A 20,809-nucleotide genomic window follows, 5' to 3' on the forward strand; every position below is an offset into this window, starting at 1 on the left:
TGACGAGTCACTCCGCGGAGTCCTCCGCGACGGCGACGACGGGTTCGTGTGCCGCGTCGAGGGAGCCGAGCAGCTGCGGCACGATGCGGTAGACGTCGCCGCAGCCGAGCGTGATGACGAAGTCCCCGTCGCGCGCGACCTCGGCCGTGCGGTCGGCCGCGGCCTGCCAGTCGGACACGAAGTCGACGCGGTCGGGGTCGGTGAAGCGTTCGGACACGAGCGCGCCGGTGACTCCGGGCTCGGGGTCCTCGCGCGCACCGTAGACGTCGAGCACGATCGTGTGGTCCGCGAGGCGCTCGTAGGTCTCGGCGAACTCGCCGGCCATCATGCGCGTCCGGCTGTAGAGATGGGGTTGGTGCACGGCGATGAGGCGCCCGTCGCCCACCACGGAGCGCGCGGCCTGCAGGGCGGCGGCGACCTCGGTGGGGTGGTGGGCGTAGTCGTCGTAGACGCTGACACCCCGGACGACACCGTGGAGCTCGAACCGTCGCTCGGTGCCCCCGAAGGTCTCGAGGCCCGCGATGGCGCCCTCGGGGTCGACCCCCAGACCCACGAGGACGGCGAAGGCACCCGCGGCGTTGACGGCGTTGTGTCGCCCGGGCACTCGCAACTGCACGGGCCACGAACGGCCCTCGGCGTGCAGGGTGAACGAGACGGGACCGGTCGAGGCGATGTCGCTCAGGCGCACGTCGGCATCGGCGGCCTCGCCGAAGGTCACGACGTGTGGGTGGTCGAGACGCCCGGTGACACGGACGGCACCGGCGTCGTCGCTCGAGACCACGACGAACTCGCGCGCGGCCGACGCGAACCGGACGAATGCGTCGTCGAACGCCTCGTGGGAGCCGTAGTGGTCGAGGTGGTCGGCGTCGACGTTGGTGATCAGGGCGACCGAGGTGTCGTAGAGCAGGAACGACCCGTCGGACTCGTCGGCTTCGACGACGAACAGGTCGTCGTCGCCACCACGAGCGCTGACACCCAGCGACTGGATGACCCCGCCGTTCACGAAACTCGGGTCGTGCCCGGCGGCGAGCAGGGCGGTGACGATCATGCCGGTCGACGTGGTCTTCCCGTGCGCACCGGCCACCGAGACGAGGCGCTGCTGCCCGACGAGCCAGGCGAGTGCCTGCGAGCGGTGCAGGACGGGCAGGCCCTTCGCCAACGCGAGCTGGTACTCGGGGTTGTCCTGCCAGAGGGCGCCGGTCACCACGAGCGTGTCGGCGTCGCCGACGTTGGCCGCGTCGTGGCCGATCGCGATCTCGGCGCCGGCCGCCCGGAGCGACTCGACGGCCGCGCTGTCGCGGGCGTCCGACCCGGTAACACGGTGGCCGGCGGCGAGGAAGACCCGGGCGATGCCGCTCATCCCCGAGCCGCCGATGCCGACGAAGTGGACGGCGCCGAGTTCGGCGGGGATCGGCTGGTCGAGGTCGGGCTTGATCATGATGTCTCGCTGAGGTCGGAGTTCTGGGAGGACGAGGAGGCGCGGCCCACGGCGTCGAGGACGAGGTCGACCGTGCGGTCGGTGCCGTCGCGCACCCCGACCGAGGCGGCACGGACCGCCATGTCGGCCACGACGGCCCGGTCGAGCAGCAGCGGGACGAGCGTGCGCTCGACCCATGCGGGTGTGAAATCGGCGTCGGCGACGAGCAGCGCTCCCCCGGCACCGACGACGTCGGTGGCGTTGTGACGCTGCTCTCCGTTGCCCACCGGGTAGGGCACGAGCACCGAGGGCAGGCCGAGCGCGGTGAGCTCGCTCACCGTGGCCGAGCCGGCCCGGGAGACGACGAAGTCGGCCGCCGAGAGCGCGAGGTCCATGCGGTCGCAGTACCGGACCAGGTGGTGGCCCTCGAGATCGGTCGAGGTGAGGTCGGTCTTCTCGCCCGTGATGTGCAGGATCTGCCATCCGGCGCCGAGCACGCCGACGGCTGCCTTCGACATGGTCTCGTTGAGGCGCCGGGCACCGGTCGAGCCGCCCGTGACGAGCAACGTCGGCCGCGACGGGTCGAGGTCGAACGACGCGACCGCCTCGTCCCGGTGGGCCCGGCGGTCCAGGGACTCGATCTCGTCGCGCAACGGCATGCCGACCTGCCGTCCGCCCCGCAGGCGGGTGGAGCGGAAGACGACGCCGACGTGGGACGAGAGGAACGAGCCGAGGACGTTCGCCATGCCGGGCTTCGCATTGGCTTCGTGGACGACCACGGGCACCTTCGACCGCCATGCGGCGACGTAGGCGGGGGCGGCTGCGTAGCCGCCGAAACCCACGACGACGTCGACGTCGTGCTGTGCGAGCAAGGACCGGATGCCGTCGATCGCACCCGCGAGTCGCCCCGGGAAGCGCAGGGCCGCCGCGGAGGGCTTCCGGGGGAAGGGGAGCCGGGGCACGGTCAACAGCTCGTACCCGCGTTGCGGGACGAGCCGGGCCTCGAGCCCCTCGGCCGTACCGAGCACGAGGACGATCGCGTCGGGCTCGCGCCGTCGGAGCCGATCGGCCACGGCGAGGAGGGGGTTCACGTGCCCGGCGGTGCCACCGCCGGCGAGGAGATACGTCGTCACCGCAGAGATCCTACCCGCTGTCGCGGGAGCCCCTGCGGCACGTCGGTCTCCTCGGGCACCCGGGCGAACGAGAGCACCACGCCGATGGCCACGAGGGTGACGATCAAGGCCGACCCACCCGCCGAGATCAGCGGCAAGGGAACGCCCAGGACGGGCAGCAGCCCCAGCACGACCGCGATGTTGACGAGCGCCTGGCCGATGATCCACGCCGTGATGGCGCCGGTCGTCACGCGCACGAAAGGGTCGTTGGTGCGACGGATGATCTTGACGAAGCCCACGGCGAGGACGATGAACAGCGCCAACACGACCATCGCACCGATCAAGCCGAGCTCTTCGCCGACGATGGCGAAGATGAAGTCGTTGTCGGCCTCGGGCAGCCAGGACCACTTCGACTTCGAGTTGCCGAGGCCGACGCCGAAGAGTCCGCCCGAGGCCAACGCCCAGGTGCCGTGCAGGGTCTGCCAGCACTCGGCTTGGTACTGGCTCGAGTCGGTGCAGCCCGACAGCCAGGCGGCGATGCGGGAGTTCCGGGAGCTCGAGCCCTGGGCGATCAGGGGCACGACGACCGCGAGGAACGCGAGCGGCGCGAGCAGGTAGCGCAACCGGACCCCGGCGAACCAGACGGCGGCGAAGACGAGCAGGAGCATGATCATGGTCGTCCCGAGGTCGCCGCCGAGCACGACGAGACCGATCGCCACGCCGGCCACGGGAACGAGCGGGATCGCCAGGTGCTTCCAGTCGTCGAGCAGGTCGCGCTTGACCGAGAGGATCATGCCGAGCCAGATGGCCAACGCGAGCTTCACGGCCTCGGAGGGCTGCGCCGTGAACGAACCGAGGTCGATCCAGTTCCGGTTGCCGCCGATCTCGTAGCCGAGGGGCGAGAAGACGAGGAGTTGGAGGACGATCGTCGCGCCCAGGACGTGCCACGCCCAACGCTTCAGGAACGAGACGGGCAGCCGCGACACGATGAGCATGAGCGGGATGCCCACGGCCGCGTACGTGCTCTGTCGGATGAACGCCCCGAAGAACGACGTGTGTCGCGACGAGATGTACTGCTCGACCGACGACGACGAGAGAACCATGACGAGCCCGAGCACGACCATGAACAACGTCGTGCCGAGGATCACGAAGTACGAACCGGTCTCGGCGGCGAAGAGCTTCTTGACCCGGACGACCGCACCGGCCGTGCGCTTCGAGGACCCCAGGCCACTCGACGCGTCCTCGGTCGACTGGACGGGCCCGCGGCGCGTACGACTCGACTCAGTCGGCCGACGGCGCGGGAGGCTGGACGGCGGGTTGGCCATCGACGTCACCCCTCAAGTGTTCGTGTACGGCCTGGGAGAAGGATCTCCCGCGGGCCGTGTAGTCGGTGAACTGGTCCATGGACGCCGCCGCCGGGGCGAGGAGCACGGTGTCTCCGGGTCGGGCCACGCTCGCGGCGAGGCGCACGGCCGTCGGCATCACCTGCCCAGTGTCGGTGGCGTCGACCTCGAAGACCGGGATGCCGGGCGCGTGTCGGGAGAAGGCCTGCCGGAGGGGCTCACGGTCGACGCCCACGAACACGGCTGCCCGGACGGCGCCCGTCGACTCGAGGACGAGCGGCTCGACGTCGACGCCCTTGAAGAGCCCGCCGACGATCCACACGACCGACGGGAAGGCCGTCAAGGAGGCGCGCGCGGCGTGGGGGTTGGTCGCCTTCGAGTCGTCCACCCACGTCACGCCACCGGACTCGGCCACGACCTCGGTGCGGTGGTGGTCCACGGCGAAGCCGGCGAGGGCGTCGCGGATCGAGACGGGGGCGACACCCACCGCACGCACGAGCGCGGCGGCCGCGAGCACGTCCTCGAGGAGGTGGTCGGCGGCGAGGCCGACGCCCTCGAGGGCCTCCCGGGTGGTCAGTTCGAGCGCTCGCGTGTGGCGCGCGTCGAGGAAGGCGCGGTCGGCCAGGACGGAGACCCCGTCGCCGGTCACGATGCCGACCTCGCTGGGCCCCGGGGCGTCGAGGCCGAAGCCGACGGCCCGGCAGCCCTCTTCGACGTCGGCGTCCTCGACCATTCGGAGGGTGGCCTCGTCGGCCTTGTTGTAGACACAGGCCACTGTCGTGTTCTCGTACACCTTGGCCTTGGCGTCGCGGTAGGCGTCCACGCCGCCGTGCCATTCGAGGTGGTCCGCCTCGAGGTTGAGACAGACGGAGGCGCGGGGCCGGAGGGCACCGGGCCCCTCGGTCGGCAGGTAGTGGAGTTGATGGCTCGAGAGCTCGACGACGAACAGGTCGAAGCCGTCGGGATCACGCACCGCGTCGAGGACGGGGACGCCGATGTTGCCGCAGGGCGCCACGCGGCGGCCGTCCGCGGCGGCCATCGCCGCCGCCAGTTGCGTCGTCGTGGTCTTCCCGTTGGTCCCCGTGACGAGCACCCAGTCGGCCACGCGCTCGACCTTGTCGCGGACGCGCCAGGCGAGCTCGACGTCGCCCCAGACGGCCAGCTCAGACCCGACGGCCCACCTGATCAGAGGGTGATGAGGAGCGAACCCCGGGCTGGCGACGACGAGCTGCGCGTCGAAGGCCGTGAGCGTGGACGAGGGTGCCTCCAGGGACTCGACCTCGTCGAGACGGGCCCCGATCAACTGCAGCAGTTCGGCCTTGCCCGGGTCGACGGTGGGGGCCACGACGAGGACGTCGGCACCCAGCTCGGCCAGGGTGTCGGCCACCGAGAAGCCGGTCGTGCCCAGCCCGAGGACGGCCACGCGAAGGCCCGACCAGTCGGCGTGCCAGCTGTCGAGCCCGGCCAGTCGCTCGGCGAGGGGGGTGGTGCGGCCGTCGCTCATGAGGTGCGGAGGATCCATTCGAGGTAGAAGGTGCCCACGCCGGCGGCGACGAAGAGCCCGGCGATGATCCAGAAGCGGACGACGACGGTCACCTCGGCCCAGCCCTTCAACTCGAAGTGGTGGTGCAACGGACTCATCAGGAAGATGCGCTTGCCCTTCGTGATCTTGAAGTACGCACGCTGAAGGATGACCGACCCCGTGACCACGATGAAGAGGCCACCGATCAGGACGAGCAGCAGCTCGGTGCGGCTGAGGATCGCCAGGGCGGCCAGCGCCCCGCCGAGGCCCAGCGACCCGGTGTCGCCCAGGAAGATCTGTGCCGGCGAGGTGTTCCACCAGAGGAACCCGATGAGACCGCCGCAGATGCAGGCGGCGACCACGGCCAGGTCGAGCGGGTCGGCCACCTGGTAGCAGGCCGCCCGCGTGGCCTCGTCGAGGCGCACGCTCGTGCAGAGCTGGTTGTTCTGCCAGAAGCCGATGAAGATGTACGACGCGATCGCGAGGATGGAGGCGCCCGTGGCGAGACCGTCCAGGCCGTCCGCGACGTTCACGCCGTTGGAGGTGCTGACGGTGATCAGGACGACCCAGATCAGGAACAGCCCACCCCCGACGATGGTGCCGAAGAACATGAAGTCGAGCCAGGGGATGTCGCGCAGGCCCGAGATCATCGTCGACGCGGGGGCGAGCCCGCGATCGTTCGTGAACGAGAGCGCCAGGACGGCGAACACCGCCCCGACGACGACCTGCCCGGCGATCTTCGCCCAGCCGCCGAGCCCGAGGCTGCGCTGGTTGCGCACCTTGAGGAAGTCGTCGAGGAACCCGACCACGCCGAGGCCGACCATCATGAACAGCACGAGCATGCCGCTGAGGGTGAGCTCGTCCCCGCCGACCAGGTGACCGATGAAGTAGCCGAGCACGGTGCCGATGATCAGGACGATGCCGCCCATGGTCGCCGTGCCGCGCTTGGTGTGGTGCGACTGCGGGCCGTCGTCACGGATGAACTGGCCCCACCCGAGACGGTGGAAGAGCTTGATGAACGCCGGCGTCATCAGCAGCGTGAAGGCGAGGGAGAACCCACCGCCGATCAGCAGCGCGATCATGCGGTCACCCCGGCCAGGCGGTCACCGAGGAGGCGCAGGCCGGCCGATTTGGACGACTTCACGAGGACGACGTCCCCGGCTCGCAGGGTGCCCCGCAAGAAGTCGTACGCCTCGTCGATCGTGTCGACCAGCACGCTTTCTCCGTCCCACGAGCCTTCGAGGCCCGCCGCCATGTGGATGTGTCGTGCCTCGTGGCCGACGACCACGAGTTGGCCCACGTTGAGCCGGACGACGAGGCGGCCGACGCGGTCGTGCTCGTCACGCGCGTACTCGCCGAGCTCGGCCATCTCGCCGAGCACGGCCACCGAGCGGTGGTCGGGGCCGGTGATCTGGGCGAGGGTCTTCAACGCCGCGGCGACCGAGTCGGGACTCGCATTGTAGGCGTCGTTCACGACCGTCACGCCGCCGGGGGCGTCCAGGACCTCCATGCGCCAGCGCTCGGCCCGCGTCACGCCCTCGAGGACCGTCACGGCCCGATCGAGGTCGACGCCCCATTCGCCGACGACGCTGAGGGCCGCCAAGGCGTTCATCACGTGGTGCTCGCCCAGGATGCGCAGCGACACCCGACGACTCGTGTCACCGTGCTCGAAGGTGAAGGACGTGCCGGCAGCCGAGACGTCGATGTCGGACGCCCGGTAGTCGGCCGAGGCACCCTGACCGAAGGTCACGACCCGGGCGGCGGTCACGGACGCCATGCCGGCGACGCGGTCGTCGTCGGCGTTGAGGACGGCCGTCCCCGTGGCGGGCAGGTCGGTCACCATCTCGGCCTTGGCCGCACGGGTGCCCTCGATTCCGCCGAAGCCACCCGCGTGGGCGAGCCCGACCTTCAGCACGACCCCGGTGTCGGGACGGGCGATGTCGACGAGCCGGGCGATCTCGCCCGGTCCGCTCGCACCCATCTCGACCACCAGGTACTCGGTGTCCTCGTCGATGCGCAGCATCGAGATCGGGGCGCCGACGTGGTTGTTGAACGAGCCCTGCGGGGCGACGGTGGGCGCGACGTCGCTCAGGACGGCGCGCAGCATGTTCTTGGTGCTCGTCTTGCCGTTGGAACCCGTGACGCCGACCACCTTCAACCGGCCGAGGCGACGGACGTGCTCGACGACGGCGGCCGCCAGGCGCGACAGCGCGACGACTCCGTCCTCCACGATGACGAGCGGTGCGGTGGTCTCGACCTCGCGCTCGGCGACCACGAGGGCCGCGCCGTTCGCGGTGGCGGCCTCGACGAAGAGGTGGCCGTCGGTGACCTCACCGCGGAGGGCGAAGAAGATCGATCCCGGGGTGACCAGACGCGAGTCGGTCTCGACCGTGCCGTCGACCGGGGTCGCGACTCGCGCCTCCTCGGGGTGGACCAGGCGCCCGCCGCTGATGTCGGCGATCTGGCGAGGCGTGAGCGCGATCACTCGGACCACCCGGCCTCGCGCAGGGCGGCACGGGCCTCGTCACGAGCGGAGTACGGGGTGCGCTCGCCACGGATGTCGCGGTAGTCCTGGTGGCCGGGGCCGGCCCAGAGGATCGAGTCCCCCGCGCCGGCCAGGGCCACGGCCGCCCGGATGGCGGCCTCGGGCGGGCTGACCTCGTGGATCTCGTGCTCGGGGTAGGCCGCGCGGGCGGCGTCGACGAGGGTCTTGCGGATCGAGGCCGGGTCCTCGAAGCGGGGGTGGTGGTCGGTCACGACGAGGATGTCGGAACCGGCGGCGGCCACCCGGGCCATCTCGCCGCGCTTCGTCGTGTCGCGGTCGCCGTCCGCGCCGAACAGCATGATGACCTTGCCGGGGGTGAAGGTCCGGACCGCGGCGAGCGTGGTCAGGAACGCGTCGGGGCTGTGGCCGAAGTCGACGTAGACGCTCGGGCCGGTGTCGCCCGACACCCGCTCGGTACGCCCGGGAAGGTAGGCCACGATGCCGCCGTCGGCGTCGAGGGCCTGGCCGATGGCCTCGAGCTCGAAGCCCGCCTCGACCAGCATGACGATCGCCAGGGCCGCGTTCGCGACCATGTGCCACCCGATCAGCGGGACGCGCGTCACGAGCGAGCGCTGCTCGGGACCCGACAGGCGGAACTCGGTGTAGGCGGCCTGCTCGTCGAGGATCTCGACAGTCCAGTCGGCCTCGACGTCGGGGAGGATCGTGATCGTCGTCAGGGGGATGCGGGCGTTGTCCACGACGCGCTGGCCGTAGGGCGAGTCGAGCGAGACCACGGCACGACGGGCACGGTCGGGCTGGAAGAGCGGCAACTTGGCCTGGAAGTACTCTTCCATGTCGGCGTAGTCGTCGAGGTGGTCGTGGCTGAGGTTGGTGAAGGCGGCGACGTCGAAGACGAGACCGTCCACGCGGTTGCGACTGAGTGCCTGAGCACTGACCTCGACGGCCACCGCACGCACCTCGCTCTCGCGCATGCGGGCCAGCAGGGCGTGCATCTCGCTGGCTTCGGGGGTCGTGAGGCGGCTGACGACGGTCAGGTCGCCGATGTGGCGCTCGGCCGTGCTGCTGAGACCGGTGACGAGGCCCAGCTGTCGCAGGACGCCCTCGAGCAGGTACGACGTGCTGGTCTTCCCGTTGGTGCCGGTGACCGCGAGGAGCAGGGGCGCGTCGTCGCTGTCCGTGCGGTAGATCCAGGCCGAGAGCTCGCCGAGGGCAGCTCGGGGTGAGTCGACGAGGACGACGGGCAGACCGCTGGACCGGGCCAGCTCGGCACCCGCGGCGTCGGTCAGCAGGGCCACGGCACCACCGTCACGTGCCTGGTCGGCGAACTCGGCTCCGTGCCGATGCGCGCCGGGCACGCCCACGTACAGGTCGCCGGGGTGGAGGTCCGCCGTGCTCAGCGTGATGCCGGTGATCTCGATGCCGTCGAGGGAACCCTCGTGCTCGAGTCCGAACTCGCTGACCAGTTGGGCGAGTGACCTCGCCGACGGATGTTCCGGTCGAAGGACCGGGGGGATCCGGGCGCTCAAAGAATCCTCTTCTCTCACCAGGTCTCGGGCAGGCTGGGTGCCGGCTCCGTCGACGGAGGGACCCGATACATCTCGAGGACCTGGGACATGATCTTGTTGAAGGTCGGCGCCGCAGCGGCCGACGTCTTGATGGTACTGGGCTTGGTGAAGGTCACGACGACGACGTATTGCGGGTTCTCGGCCGGAGCGATGCCCGCCACCGAGACGATGCGGTCAGAACCGTAGCCGGTTCCGTCGGAGCGCGCGACCTCGGCGGTGCCGGTCTTGGCGGCGACGCGGTACCCGGGGATCGTCAGGACGTCCTTGAGATCGCCGTCGCTGACGACCTTCTCGAGCATGTTGACGGTCGTGTCGGCGGCCCACGGCGAGACGACGCTCGTGCCCTCGGCCGAGGGGGTCTCGGTGACGGTGCCGTCGGGGGCGGTGCACCCGGCGACGAGGTTGACCGGCAGACGGGTGCCGTGATTGGCCAGCGTCTGGTAGATGCTCGCGATGTGGATGGCGGTCGTCGAGACACCCTGTCCGAACATCGTGTTGATGCTCGTCTGCTGGTCCCACTGCGAGGCCGGCCGGATGCCCGTCGTGGGCTCGCCGAGGAAGGCCACGCCGGTCGGGTCGTTCAGACCGAACTTCACCATGTAGTCGTGACGTTGCTGGGCCGACAGCGACTGGCCGAGCAGCGAGATGCCGACGTTCGACGAGTCGCGCAGGATGCCGGTCAGAGTGAGGTTCTCGGTCGGGTGGAAGGTCGCGTCGTGGATCTCGCCACCCCACGGGAACGTGCGGGAGTACGGCACCGTCGCCCGCGTCGCGGGATCGGCCTTGCCCGAGTCGAGCAGCATGGCCGCGGTCATCGCCTTGAAGGTCGACCCCGGCTCGTACGAGTAGGTGAAGGCCTTGCTGCCGAGGTCGTCGACGGCGGTCCCGTTGACGTCGTTGGGGTCGACGGCCGGGTAGTCGGCGACTGCGAGCAGCGAGGCGTCGCTCGCCTTCATGACGACGGCCGTGGCCGACTCGGCTCCGATGGCCTCGGCCTGCTCGCCCAGCGCCTGCTGGGTCATGTACTGGAGGTCGCTGTCGACGGTGAGGCGGAGCGTGCCGCCGGCGACGGCTTTCTTGGTCGTGACGGTGCTGCCGGGCAACTGGACGCCGTCGGCACCGCGCTCGTAGGTCTCGGAGCCGTCGGTGCCGGCCAGGCACGCGTCCTGGCTCAGCTCGAGTCCGGCCTGCGGCCCGTCGGTGCCGATGAAGCCCGTCAGGTTGCCCGCCACCGCGCCGTTGGGGTAGGTGCGCGCGGCCTGGCGCTGGAAGTACACCCACGACACGTTCATCTCGCGGACCTCGCGGAAGGCGTCGACGTCGACGCCCTTGACCAGGTAGGCGAAGTTCGCCTCGGGGTCGGTGGTCAGCGCCTTCGTCATCGTCACCGCGTCGCCCCCGGTGATCTTCGCGATGCGCTCGACCACCTGGTCGACGGTCAGTTCGGTGGTCTTGCCGTCGTCGCCCTTCACCTTCGCCGTCGTGGCGAACGCCGGAGCGGCCGTGATGTTGTACCGGGTGACGCTGCCGGCGAGCACGGTGCCGTCCACGTCGGTGATGTCGCCGCGATCGCCGTAGGTCGTCTGCACGATCTCGCGCTTGTTCTGGGACTGCTCGTTCAACTCGGCCGCCTGGACGAGCTGGATGTCCGCCAGGCGCACCACGAACACGCCGACGAGCGCGATGATCAGCGCCATCGCCAGCGTCACGCGGAGACGGCGGCTTCGGGGAGCTGCTTTCACGAGAGGTTCCTCACCGCGGCCGGGCGCCTGCCCGACCCGCTGTCGTCGATCGATGTACCGGTGACGGCACGTCGCTAGCGGGTCTGAGGAGCCGCCAGCTCGTTCGCGCCCGACGCTACCGACTCGTCGGCCGATCCCCCGTCCGCCGCGCCTGTCTCGGTCGGAACCGCCGCGGCACCCGCCGTCGTCGGAGCACCGATGGACGTGGCGCCGGGGTCGCTGCCGGCAGGGGCGTCGTCCGCGGAGGAGGTCGCGGGGGCCTTGGTCGTGAGCGGCACGCCCTCGAGGAGCGTGTTCGGGATCAGGTTGCCGGAGGTCGCCTCGTCGGCACCCGCCGCGGGGGCGGGTGACCCGTGGACCGCACCCGTGGCGAGATCGAGGTAGACGGGGTTCGAGTTGCGGACCATGCCGAGTTCGTCGGCGTTGGCGGCGAGGTTCTGCGGCGAGGACAGGACGTCGCGTTGCTCGCTGTACTTCTGCTGGTCCCGGACGAGCTCGGTCTTGGCGGCCTGCAGGTCGGAGATCTTGTAGGCGCCGTCGCTGAGGGCGATGCTGATGGCCAGTTGGGCCAGCAACAGGACGAACAGGGCCGCCGTGGCGATGAGCGCGTAGGCGATCTTCGGTCGGGCCCGTCGCTGTGATCGACTCGTCACGATCTCGACCGGACGCGCTGCCGGGGCGGACGACGGCTGCGGACGGGTCGACGGGGTCGCGATGGCCAGGTTGCTGCTCATGCTGTTCTCCGGATTCGTTCGGCGGCGCGCAGTCTCACGGGCTTGGCTCGAGGGTTCAGGTCGCGTTCGGCGTCGGAGGCCAGTTCGGCCCCCCGGACGAGCAGGCGGAAGTCGGGGCGGTGCTCGGGCAGTTCGACCGGAAGTCCCTGCGGTGCCGTGGACGTCGTGCGGGCCGCCAGCTCGCGCTTGACGAAGCGGTCCTCGAGGGACTGGTAGGCGAGCACGACGATCCGTCCCTGGACGGCGAGACGGTCGAGGGCCACCGGGACGGCGGCCTCGAGCGAGGCCAGCTCACCGTTGACCTCGATGCGCAAGGCCTGGAACACGCGTTTGGCCGGGTGACCGGCGCGTTGCAACGCCATGGGAGTCGCCGCGATGAGGAGGTCGACGAGCTCGCCGCTGCGGGTGAGAGGCGAGTCGGCCCGGTGCTCGACGATGCGCCGGGCGTAGCGCGGAGCCAGCTTCTCCTCGCCGTACTGGTAGAAGATGCGACGCAGTTCGCTCTCGGGGTACTCGGCGAGGACGCGCTCCGCCGTGACGGGCGAGGTGGGGTCCATGCGCATGTCGAGCGGCGCGTCCTTCGAGTACGAGAAACCGCGCTCGACCCGGTCGAGCTGCAGCGACGACACACCGAGGTCGAAGAGCACCCCGTCGACCGTGTCGAGGGCGAGGTCGTCGAGGGCCTCGGCGATGCCGTCGTACGTCGTGTGCACGAGGCGGGCTCGCTCGCCGAAGGGCGCGAGTCGCTCACCCGCCAGGGCGAGGGCCTCGGTGTCGCGGTCGAGCCCGACGACGGTGAGCTCGGGGAAGGCCTGCAGCATCGCTTCGCTGTGGCCCCCCATGCCGAGGGTGCAGTCGACGACGACGGCGCCGGGACGCGAGACGGCCGGGGCGAGGAGCTCGAGGGTGCGTTCGAGGAGGACGGGGGTGTGGATCTGATCGGCCATGACGACACGGGCTCTGCTCGTCGGCCCTGATCCCCATCCGTCGGGACCTGGCACCGGGGAAGGTGCGCCAGGGCAGACGGCTGAGGGTCGGGGCCCACGGGCTAGAAGAGCCCGGGGATCACCTCCTCGGTGGTGTTGGCGAACTCGGGCTCTTGGGCCTCGTAGTAGGTGTTCCACGCGTCGGTCGCCCAGATCTCGGCACGGTTGCCCGCGCCGATCACGGTGAGGTCTCGACCGAGGCCGGCGTACTCGCGCAGCGTCGCCGGGATGGTGACCCGGTGCTGCTTGTCGGGGATCTCGTCGCTTGCGCCCGAGAGGAAGAGGCGCATGTAGTCGCGGGCCTGCTTGCTCGTGACCGGCGCCTGACGGATGCGCGAGTGCATGTCTTCGAACTCGCGCTGGCTGAAGACGTAGACGCACCGCTCTTGCCCACGGGTCATGACGAGGCCCGGGGCCAGTTCGTCACGAAATTTCGCGGGGAGGATGATGCGCCCTTTCTCGTCGAGCTTGGGCGAATAGGTGCCGAGGAACATGCGCCCGTCTCCCCTCGCCCCGCACCCCGTCTGTGGCACGTACCTCCACTTTACTCCACAACCCACCACCAGACAATGAAACGGCGGGTCCTCTGCCGCGTGTCCGGCCTGCGATCCGCTCCAGTTCGGGGGGCACACGGGTGGAGGACGGTGGAGGAGAACCGCGACGAGGAGGCGCGCCCTGCGTGTCGCGCGCCTCCCGCGGGGTGGACGGGCGCACGAAAAAAGGGGCCGGCCCGAAGGCCGACCCCTGAGGTCGTGGTGCTGGTGGCGCCTAGGAGCGCTCGTCGCCGTCCTGGCGGCGGTCCCAGCGGTCGTTGAGCCGATCCATCAGGCCCCCCTTGGCGGGGTGCGCGGGGCGGGAGGTGGAGGAACGGGGAGCCGACGGCATCGAGGCCGTCGAGGACCCCTTCCGTTTGGGGGGCGCGATGGCGAACAGCACGCCGGCGAGCATGACCACGAACCCCGCCACACCGATCAAGGGCTGACGGAAGATGACGCCTGCGACGATGACGGCGATGCCGACGAGCGCACCGAGGACCCCGACCACGACGAGCGTGTAGTTCGGTCGACCACCCCGGTTGCCGACCGTCGCCACGAAGTCGGAGTCGTTGTTGTAGAGACTCCGCTCCATCTCTTCGAGGAGCCGCTGCTCCTGTTCGGAAAGTGGCATCTTGGTGTTCCCTTCGAGCACGGGCTCTCAAGCGCGAGGCGGGAGCCTCGGGATCGACGCGATGAGTAGCTGCGAGTGTATGCCCGACAGCTATCGCTAGGCTAGGCAGCGTGGCTGAGAGTACGCGGTTAGTGGACGTCGTTCAAGAGCGCATCGACCGGTTCCTCGAGCGGCAGCGACCGGCCCTGGCGGGCATCGCTCCCGACCTCGACTCCTTCTCCCTCTACTCGAGCGATCTGCTCCGCGGCGGGAAGCGTTTCCGGGCCCTCTTCTGCTACTGGGGCTGGCAGTCGATCGCCGGGCTCGACACGGGCTTCGACCCGCTCGGGGAGTCCCGCGACGAACGCGAGATCGACGCGGTCATGACCGCCTCGGCCGGGCTCGAGTTCTTCCACGCGGCGGCGCTCGTGCACGACGACATCATGGACAACTCCGATACGCGGCGAGGGCTGCCGGCGGCGCATCGGCGCTTCGAGGCCCTGCACCGCGAGGGGGCGTGGCTCGGGTCTCCCGAGGCGTTCGGCCGATCGGGTGCCCTTCTCATGGGTGACCTGCTGCTGGCATGGAGCGACGAGCTGCTGAGCGAGGCCCTCGACTCCCTCCTGTCCCGCGAGGCCGCCCGCTCGGCACGCCTCGAGCTCAACCGCATGCGGACCGAGGTCACGGTGGGCCAGTACCTCGACATCCTCGAGGAGAACGCCTGGCAGACCGTCGACGAGCTGCAGCTCCTGCCGCGTGCCCAGCGCGTGATCGTGTACAAGTCTGCGAAGTACAGCGTCGAGGCCCCGCTGACCGTGGGGGCGGCGATGGCCGGCGCCGACCGGTCCGCCCTCGAGTCCCTGCGGCACTTCGGACTGCCCCTCGGCATCGCCTACCAACTGCGCGACGATCTCCTCGGTGTCTTCGGCGACCCGTCGGTCACGGGCAAGCCCGCGGGCGACGACCTGAGAGAGGGCAAGCGCACGGTCCTCGTGGCGACCGCTCGTCGGGCCCTGCCCCCGGGTGCCGTCCGCCTTCTCGACGAACTCCTCGGCGACCCCGAACTCGACGACGACCAGATCAGCATGTTGCAGGCGACGCTCCGAGACAGCGGGGCCGTCGACGCCGTCGAGCAGACGATCACCGATCAGGTCGAGCGTGCCGTCCACGCACTCGAGAGGTCCGGCCTCGCGCCGTCGGCACGGACCCAGTTGACGCGACTCGCCGAGACCGTCACACGCCGCGCCTCCTGAACCCGCCGACGGCTCGACGCCTCTCGTCCGACGGTCTGCAGGGCCGGTACGGCGTCGAGGCTAGAGCAGGCTCTGCGCGATGCGCCGGACCTCGGCCTTGCGCCCGGCCTGGAGGGCTGCGACGGGACTCGTGCCGAGCGCCTCGTCGTGGGACAGCATCCAGTCGATCGCCTCGTCGTCGTCGAATCCGTTGTCCGAGAGGACGGTGAGGGTGCCTCGGAGGTCGTGCCTCGGCTCGGAGCCGTCGAGGAAGACGGCGGGCACCTTCGTGACGCCGTCCACGCGGGTCCCGACGAGGACGTGCTCCTCGAGGAGCCGACGCACGCGGCTCACCCCGAGGCCGAGCCGATCGACGAGGTCGGGCACGGTGAGCCATTCGGTGTCGGCGAACCAGGGGCGTTGAGAGAGATCGGTCACGCGACAACCTTGCCACGGGTTCGTGAGCCATCGCCGCGCCCCCTCGTCCTCCTCCCCCAATGCGAATCACATCGGCAACATGCGCCCCACTGATTGACTTGGATATCCACGTGTGCCAACTTGGGACGACGTGGCACCGCGGCTCACCGATCACCCAGCGACCGTGTCCCCGCCCCCGAACCGAGGATCAGCCCATGAACGACGTCACTCCCGCCCGCCCCGACTCCGAGTCCGCGACGACCCCGATCGTTCGAGCGACCAGTGCATTCGGCCCCCTCGGTGGCGACGACGAGCGCAAGCCGCTCTCGCGCATGGCGCGGTCGATGCTCAACACGGTCCCCATCGTCCTGGCGGGCTCGATGGCCCTGAGCATGGGCGTCACCGGTCCTGTGTTCGCCCTCGACCAGGGCCCGACGAAGAAGCCCGACGCGTCTCCGCGTCCCGTGTTGCCCCCTCGACTCTCGGCGCCCGAGCAGAAGACCGCGGGCACCGTCGAGACCGCCGCGAGCTCGGCCCGCGTCTTCGGCGCCGCCCCGGCCACCTACACCGTCAAGTCCGGCGACACGGTCGCGAGCATCGCCGGATCGTTCGGCCTGAGCACCGCGTCGGTGCTCGCCCTCAACGGCCTCAGCTGGAAGTCCACCATCTTCCCGGGCCAGACCCTGAGCCTGAGCGCCGCCACGAGTGCCGCGGCCAAACCATCGTCCGCGCCCGCGCCGGTCAAGGCGACCGGCGGCCGGTACGTCATCGTCCGTGGGGACACGCTGAGCTCCATCGCGCGAGCCCACGGGGTCACGACGAGCGCACTCATCCAGGCGAACGGGCTGGGACTGTCGAGCATCATCTACCCGGGCCAGACTCTGACCGTCCCGACGGGCTCGTCCGCGTCCACCGCCACGACGCCGGCCCCTGCCGCAGGACCGGCCGTGGGCAGCTACGTCATCCAGCGGGGCGACACCATCGCCTCCATCGCCTCGAAGTCGGGCACGAGCGTCAAGGCCCTCCTCGCCGCGAACGGGCTCTCGTTCACCAGCACCATCTACGCCGGCAAGACCCTCACCCTGCCCGGTGCCGCGGCTCCGACAGCCACGACCGTGGTCGCGTCGACGTCGGCCGCGCCGCTCGGAGTCAGTGCCACGCTGACGGCGGAGCAGGCCGGAAACGCCCGGACCATCATCTCGGTGGGCCGCCAGCTCGGGGTCGGAGATCGGGCGATCGTCATCGCCCTGGCTGCGGCCGCACAGGAGAGCAGCCTGCGCAACCTCGACCACGGCGACCGGGACTCCCTCGGCCTGTTCCAGCAGCGCCCGAGCACGGGTTGGGGAACGCCCGCCCAGCTGCGCGACCCCGTGCACGCGACCAAGCTCTTCTTCGGCGGCGCGAGCAACCCGAACACGGGCAAGACGCGGGGCCTGCTCGACGTCAAGGGGTGGCAGTCGATGTCCCTGACGAAGGCGGCGCAGGCCGTTCAGTACTCGGCGTTCCCGGACGCCTACGCCAAGTGGGAGGCTCCCGCCACGACCTGGCTCGCGACCCTCCGCTGACCCACGGACGACCTGTGGGCGGGCGGTTTGCCGCCGTGCGGTGAGTTGAGGCACCGGCACGGCCCTCGGTCCGTAAAATCACGAGGGTGAGCGTGAACCAGACTGACCCGATGATCGGCCGTCTCATCGAGGGCCGGTACGAGGTCCGTTCACGCATCGCCCGAGGCGGCATGGCCACCGTGTACCTGGCCACCGACCTGCGTCTCGAACGTCGCGTGGCCATCAAGATCATGCACGGCCACCTCGCCGACGACGCGTCGTTCAAGGAGCGCTTCATCCAGGAGGCGCGCTCGGCCGCCCGCTTGGCCCACCCCAACGTCGTCAACGTCTTCGACCAAGGCCAGGACGACGACTCGGCGTACCTCGTCATGGAGTACCTGCCCGGCATCACGTTGCGAGAACTCCTGCAGGACCACAAGGTGCTGACGGCCGAACAGGCGATGGACATCCTCGAAGCGGTCCTCGCCGGCCTCGCCGCCGCCCACCGCGCCGGCATCGTCCACCGCGACCTCAAGCCCGAGAACGTCCTCCTCGCCGACGACGGACGCATCAAGATCGGCGACTTCGGCCTGGCGCGGGCCGCGACGGCCAACACGGCCACGGGCGCCGCGCTGTTGGGGACGATCGCCTACCTCTCCCCCGAACTCGTGACCCGGGGCATCGCCGACACCCGCAGCGACATCTACGCGCTGGGCATCATGATGTACGAGATGCTCACGGGCGAACAGCCCTACAAGGGCGACCAGCCCATGCAGATCGCTTACCAGCACGCGAACGACACGGTCCCCACCCCCAGCTCGGCGAACCCCCGCGTCCCGGTCGAGCTGGACGAGCTCGTCCTCTGGGCCACCGCACGCGACCCCGAGCAGCGACCGCGGGACGCCCGGGCGCTGCTCGACCAGCTGCTCGACGTGCAGCGGGTGCTCGCCGATCCGTCGGGACCGCCCGCCAACAGGACGATGGTGCTCCCGGCCGCCGGCGCGACCTCCGTGCTGCCGGCCGGTGGCACGGGTGAGACGCAGGTCCTGCCCAAGGCACGACACCGGACCGGACCGGTCCAGGCCGAACCCGACGACGCCGCCACGACGCTCGCCGCCGTCGCCGACCGACGTCGGCGACGGGGTCGGGTGCTCATGGCCCTGGTCGTCGTGGTGGCCCTGCTCGCAGGAGGGGCGGGCTGGTGGTTCGGTTCGGGGCCCGGTGCGCAGACCTCCGTCCCCGACGTGTCGGGACAGGACCCCGCCGCGGCATCGGCCGCACTCACGTCGGCCGGGTTCGTGGTCGCACCCGACACCCAGTCGGACTTCTCCCCGGTGGTACCCACGGGCCAGGTCACACGCACGGATCCCGACGCCACGACCCGGGTGCAGAAGGGTTCCACGATCACCCTCGTGGTCTCCCAAGGACCCCGGCAGCTGCCGGTGCCCACGGTCGTCGGCGAGACCGAGGACGCTGCCACGGACGCACTCTCGGACTTCACCCTGCAGCCGACGGCGAGCCAGTTCGACGCGTCGGCCGCGGGTACCGTCCTCGCGATCAGCGGCGTGGACGAGGCCGGCACCCCGGTCGATCTCGCCGGGGCCGCCCAGTACGGCGAACAGCAGCCGGTGACGCTCACCGTCTCGCTCGGACCCGTTCCGGACGTGGCCGGCCTCTCCGTGGCGGATGCCCAGAATGCCCTGACCGGGGTCCAGTTGACGGGCGTCGAGAGCGGAACGGAGTTCAGCGACTCGGTCGCCTCCGGCGAGGTCATCCGCTACGAGCAGCAGGCCGAGGGGGCGCTCCACCAGGGCGACACGGTAGACCTCGTCGTGTCGAAGGGCCCGCCGCCCATTACGATCCCCGACGTCCGGGGCAAGACCATCGACGCGGCCACGTCGCAGTTGCAGGGTCTCGGCTTCCGGGTGAGCTACCCGAACTGCACGGCTTTCACGTGTGCGTTCTACGACTGGGAGGCCCGTCTGCCGGTCACCGCGACCGATCCCGAGGCCGGCCTGACCGCGACCAAGGGTACGACTATCGCCCTCACGTACCGGGTGGAGTGAGTCCCGGCCACCTCTGAGGCCGAGGGCACCGACAGTGCGACGGCCCCGGGACCGAAGGTCCCGGGGCCGTCGCCGTCACGGTGGGACTCAGTCGGCCGCGAGCTCCTCGGACACCAGGAAGGCCAGTTCTAGCGACTGCATGTGGTTGAGTCGGGGGTCGCAGAGGGACTCGTAGCGGGTGGCGAGCGTCGCCTCGTCGATGTGCTCGGAACCACCCAGGCACTCGGTGACGTCGTCGCCGGTCAGCTCGATGTGGATTCCGCCCGGGTGGGTGCCTGCGGCACGGTGTGCCTCGAAGAACCCCTTGACCTCGTCCATGATCTCTTCGAAGCGCCGGGTCTTGTAGCCCGTGGGCGTCGTGAGACCGTTGCCGTGCATCGGGTCGCTCACCCACAGGGGCGTCGCATCCGCCTTCTTGATGGCCTCGAGGAGGGGAGGCAGGGCATCCCGGATCGTACCGGCGCCCATGCGGGTGATGAAGGTGAGACGCCCGGGTTCACGCTCGGGGTCGAGCTTGTCGATGAGACGCAGCATGTCGTCGGCCGTCGTCGTCGGGCCGAGCTTCACTCCGATGGGGTTGCGCACCCGAGAGAGGAAGTCGACGTGGGCGCCGTCGAGGTCGCGGGTCCGCTCGCCGATCCACACGAAGTGGGACGAGAGAACGTACGGAGTGCCCGTGCGCGAGTCGATGCGGGTCAGGGGGCGCTCGTAGTCCATGAGCAGGCCCTCGTGGCTGGTGTAGAACTCGACGCGCTTGAGCTCGTCGAAATCCGCGCCGGCCGCCTCCATGAAACGGATCGCCTTGTCGATCTCTCGGGCGAGGTGTTCGTACTGGGCATTGGCCGGGTTGGTGGCGAAGCCCTTGTTCCAGCTGTGCACCTGACGGAGGTCGGCGAACCCGCCTTGGGTGAACGCCCGGATCAGGTTGATCGTCGAGGCCGAGGTGTGGTACCCCTTCACCAGACGAGCCGCATCCGCGCGTCGGGATTCCGGGGTGAAGTCGTAGCCGTTCACGATGTCACCGCGGTAGGCCGGCAGCGTGACGCCGTCACGGGTCTCGGTGTCACTGGAGCGCGGCTTGGCGAACTGGCCGGCCATGCGGCCCATCTTGATGACGGGGACGGACGCGCCGTAGGTGAGGACGACCGCCATCTGCAGGATGGTCTTGACCCGGTCACGGATCTGGTCGGCGGTCGCACCCGCGAAGGTCTCGGCGCAGTCGCCGCCCTGGAGCAGGAACGCCTCACCCCGGGCCGCCGACGCCAGCCGCGTGCGGAGGGTGTCGACCTCGCCGGCGAAGACGAGCGGAGGAAGGGTGGACAACTCGGCCGAGGCGGCCTCGACGGCCGCGCCGTCGTGCCAGGTGGGTTGCTGCTTGATGGGGAGCGTGCGCCAATGGTCGAGACCGTCGATCACGTCGGGATCGGTGACGACGAACGGTTCGGTGAGCTGGGCCACGGTCTTCCTTGCCACTTGA

At 70.2% G+C, this 20,809-nt stretch carries 17 protein-coding genes; 3 read left to right on the top strand and 14 right to left on the bottom strand.

Annotated features, from left to right (window positions below; all coding sequences use genetic code 11):
- Window positions 1-7: 7 nt before the first annotated feature.
- The 12 genes from murC to IFT88_RS10930 form a co-directional block, all read right to left on the bottom strand.
- Window positions 8-1,438 (bottom strand): UDP-N-acetylmuramate--L-alanine ligase, encoded by a 1,431-nt coding sequence (gene murC / locus IFT88_RS10875; protein WP_192120497.1) that lies wholly within the window; start codon window positions 1,436-1,438, stop codon window positions 8-10.
- Entirely contained in the window at window positions 1,435-2,550 is a 1,116-nt protein-coding gene (locus IFT88_RS10880; protein WP_192120499.1) for a glycosyltransferase, read from the bottom strand. Before IFT88_RS10880 ends, murC begins: the two co-directional genes overlap by 4 nt.
- On the bottom strand, window positions 2,547-3,854 hold the full coding sequence (gene ftsW / locus IFT88_RS10885) for a putative lipid II flippase FtsW (RefSeq protein ID WP_056226592.1): 1,308 nt from the start codon (window positions 3,852-3,854) through the stop codon (window positions 2,547-2,549). The genes IFT88_RS10880 and ftsW overlap by 4 nt, the downstream gene beginning before the upstream one ends.
- Window positions 3,811-5,376 carry a UDP-N-acetylmuramoyl-L-alanine--D-glutamate ligase gene (gene murD / locus IFT88_RS10890; RefSeq protein ID WP_192120501.1) on the bottom strand — a complete coding sequence of 522 codons (1,566 nt, stop codon included), beginning with the start codon at window positions 5,374-5,376 and terminating at the stop codon, window positions 3,811-3,813. The genes ftsW and murD overlap by 44 nt, the downstream gene beginning before the upstream one ends.
- Complete coding sequence (gene mraY, locus IFT88_RS10895; protein ID WP_043594922.1) at window positions 5,373-6,476, bottom strand: phospho-N-acetylmuramoyl-pentapeptide-transferase; 1,104 nt, start codon at window positions 6,474-6,476, stop codon at window positions 5,373-5,375. Before mraY ends, murD begins: the two co-directional genes overlap by 4 nt.
- The gene (locus tag IFT88_RS10900) at window positions 6,473-7,879 is read right to left on the bottom strand and encodes a UDP-N-acetylmuramoyl-tripeptide--D-alanyl-D-alanine ligase (protein WP_192120503.1); all 1,407 of its coding nucleotides are present in this window, start codon (window positions 7,877-7,879) and stop codon (window positions 6,473-6,475) included. The genes mraY and IFT88_RS10900 overlap by 4 nt, the downstream gene beginning before the upstream one ends.
- Entirely contained in the window at window positions 7,876-9,426 is a 1,551-nt protein-coding gene (locus IFT88_RS10905) for a Mur ligase family protein (protein WP_137847457.1), read from the bottom strand. Before IFT88_RS10905 ends, IFT88_RS10900 begins: the two co-directional genes overlap by 4 nt.
- A 14-nt stretch (window positions 9,427-9,440) precedes the next feature.
- Window positions 9,441-11,207: a peptidoglycan D,D-transpeptidase FtsI family protein gene (locus IFT88_RS10910; protein ID WP_231567075.1), complete on the bottom strand. Its 1,767-nt coding sequence runs from the start codon at window positions 11,205-11,207 to the stop codon at window positions 9,441-9,443.
- 74 nt (window positions 11,208-11,281) lie between these two features.
- Window positions 11,282-11,941, bottom strand: a complete 660-nt coding sequence (locus IFT88_RS10915) for a hypothetical protein (protein ID WP_043594919.1) — start codon at window positions 11,939-11,941, stop codon at window positions 11,282-11,284.
- The gene (gene rsmH, locus IFT88_RS10920) at window positions 11,938-12,888 is read right to left on the bottom strand and encodes a 16S rRNA (cytosine(1402)-N(4))-methyltransferase RsmH (protein WP_043594918.1); all 951 of its coding nucleotides are present in this window, start codon (window positions 12,886-12,888) and stop codon (window positions 11,938-11,940) included. Before rsmH ends, IFT88_RS10915 begins: the two co-directional genes overlap by 4 nt.
- A gap of 101 nt (window positions 12,889-12,989) precedes the next feature.
- Window positions 12,990-13,421 carry a division/cell wall cluster transcriptional repressor MraZ gene (gene mraZ, locus IFT88_RS10925; protein WP_192120505.1) on the bottom strand — a complete coding sequence of 144 codons (432 nt, stop codon included), beginning with the start codon at window positions 13,419-13,421 and terminating at the stop codon, window positions 12,990-12,992.
- 274 nt (window positions 13,422-13,695) lie between these two features.
- The gene (locus tag IFT88_RS10930) at window positions 13,696-14,094 is read right to left on the bottom strand and encodes a DUF3040 domain-containing protein (protein WP_043595060.1); all 399 of its coding nucleotides are present in this window, start codon (window positions 14,092-14,094) and stop codon (window positions 13,696-13,698) included.
- Window positions 14,095-14,204: 110 nt separating this feature from the next.
- Between IFT88_RS10930 and IFT88_RS10935 the strand changes: the two genes are divergently transcribed.
- A complete protein-coding gene (locus IFT88_RS10935; protein WP_192120507.1) occupies window positions 14,205-15,326 on the top strand; it encodes a polyprenyl synthetase family protein in 1,122 nt (373 codons plus the stop codon).
- A 60-nt stretch (window positions 15,327-15,386) separates the two neighbouring features.
- Here IFT88_RS10935 and IFT88_RS10940 read toward each other — a convergent pair whose 3' ends face one another.
- Window positions 15,387-15,743 (bottom strand): Rv2175c family DNA-binding protein, encoded by a 357-nt coding sequence (locus tag IFT88_RS10940; RefSeq protein ID WP_043594915.1) that lies wholly within the window; start codon window positions 15,741-15,743, stop codon window positions 15,387-15,389.
- A gap of 194 nt (window positions 15,744-15,937) precedes the next feature.
- On the opposite strand from IFT88_RS10940, the gene IFT88_RS10945 reads away from it, so the two are divergent.
- Window positions 15,938-17,287, top strand: coding sequence for a muramidase family protein (locus IFT88_RS10945; protein WP_249408956.1), 1,350 nt, complete (start codon window positions 15,938-15,940; stop codon window positions 17,285-17,287).
- A gap of 86 nt (window positions 17,288-17,373) precedes the next feature.
- Window positions 17,374-19,332 (top strand): Stk1 family PASTA domain-containing Ser/Thr kinase, encoded by a 1,959-nt coding sequence (gene pknB / locus IFT88_RS10950; protein ID WP_192120509.1) that lies wholly within the window; start codon window positions 17,374-17,376, stop codon window positions 19,330-19,332.
- 87 nt (window positions 19,333-19,419) lie between these two features.
- Here pknB and IFT88_RS10955 read toward each other — a convergent pair whose 3' ends face one another.
- The gene (locus tag IFT88_RS10955) at window positions 19,420-20,748 is read right to left on the bottom strand and encodes a class II 3-deoxy-7-phosphoheptulonate synthase (RefSeq protein WP_043595058.1); all 1,329 of its coding nucleotides are present in this window, start codon (window positions 20,746-20,748) and stop codon (window positions 19,420-19,422) included.
- Window positions 20,749-20,809 lie beyond the last annotated feature (61 nt).

Source organism: Frigoribacterium sp. CFBP 8751 (assembly GCF_014841545.1).
Taxonomy (GTDB): Bacteria; Actinomycetota; Actinomycetes; order Actinomycetales; family Microbacteriaceae; genus Frigoribacterium.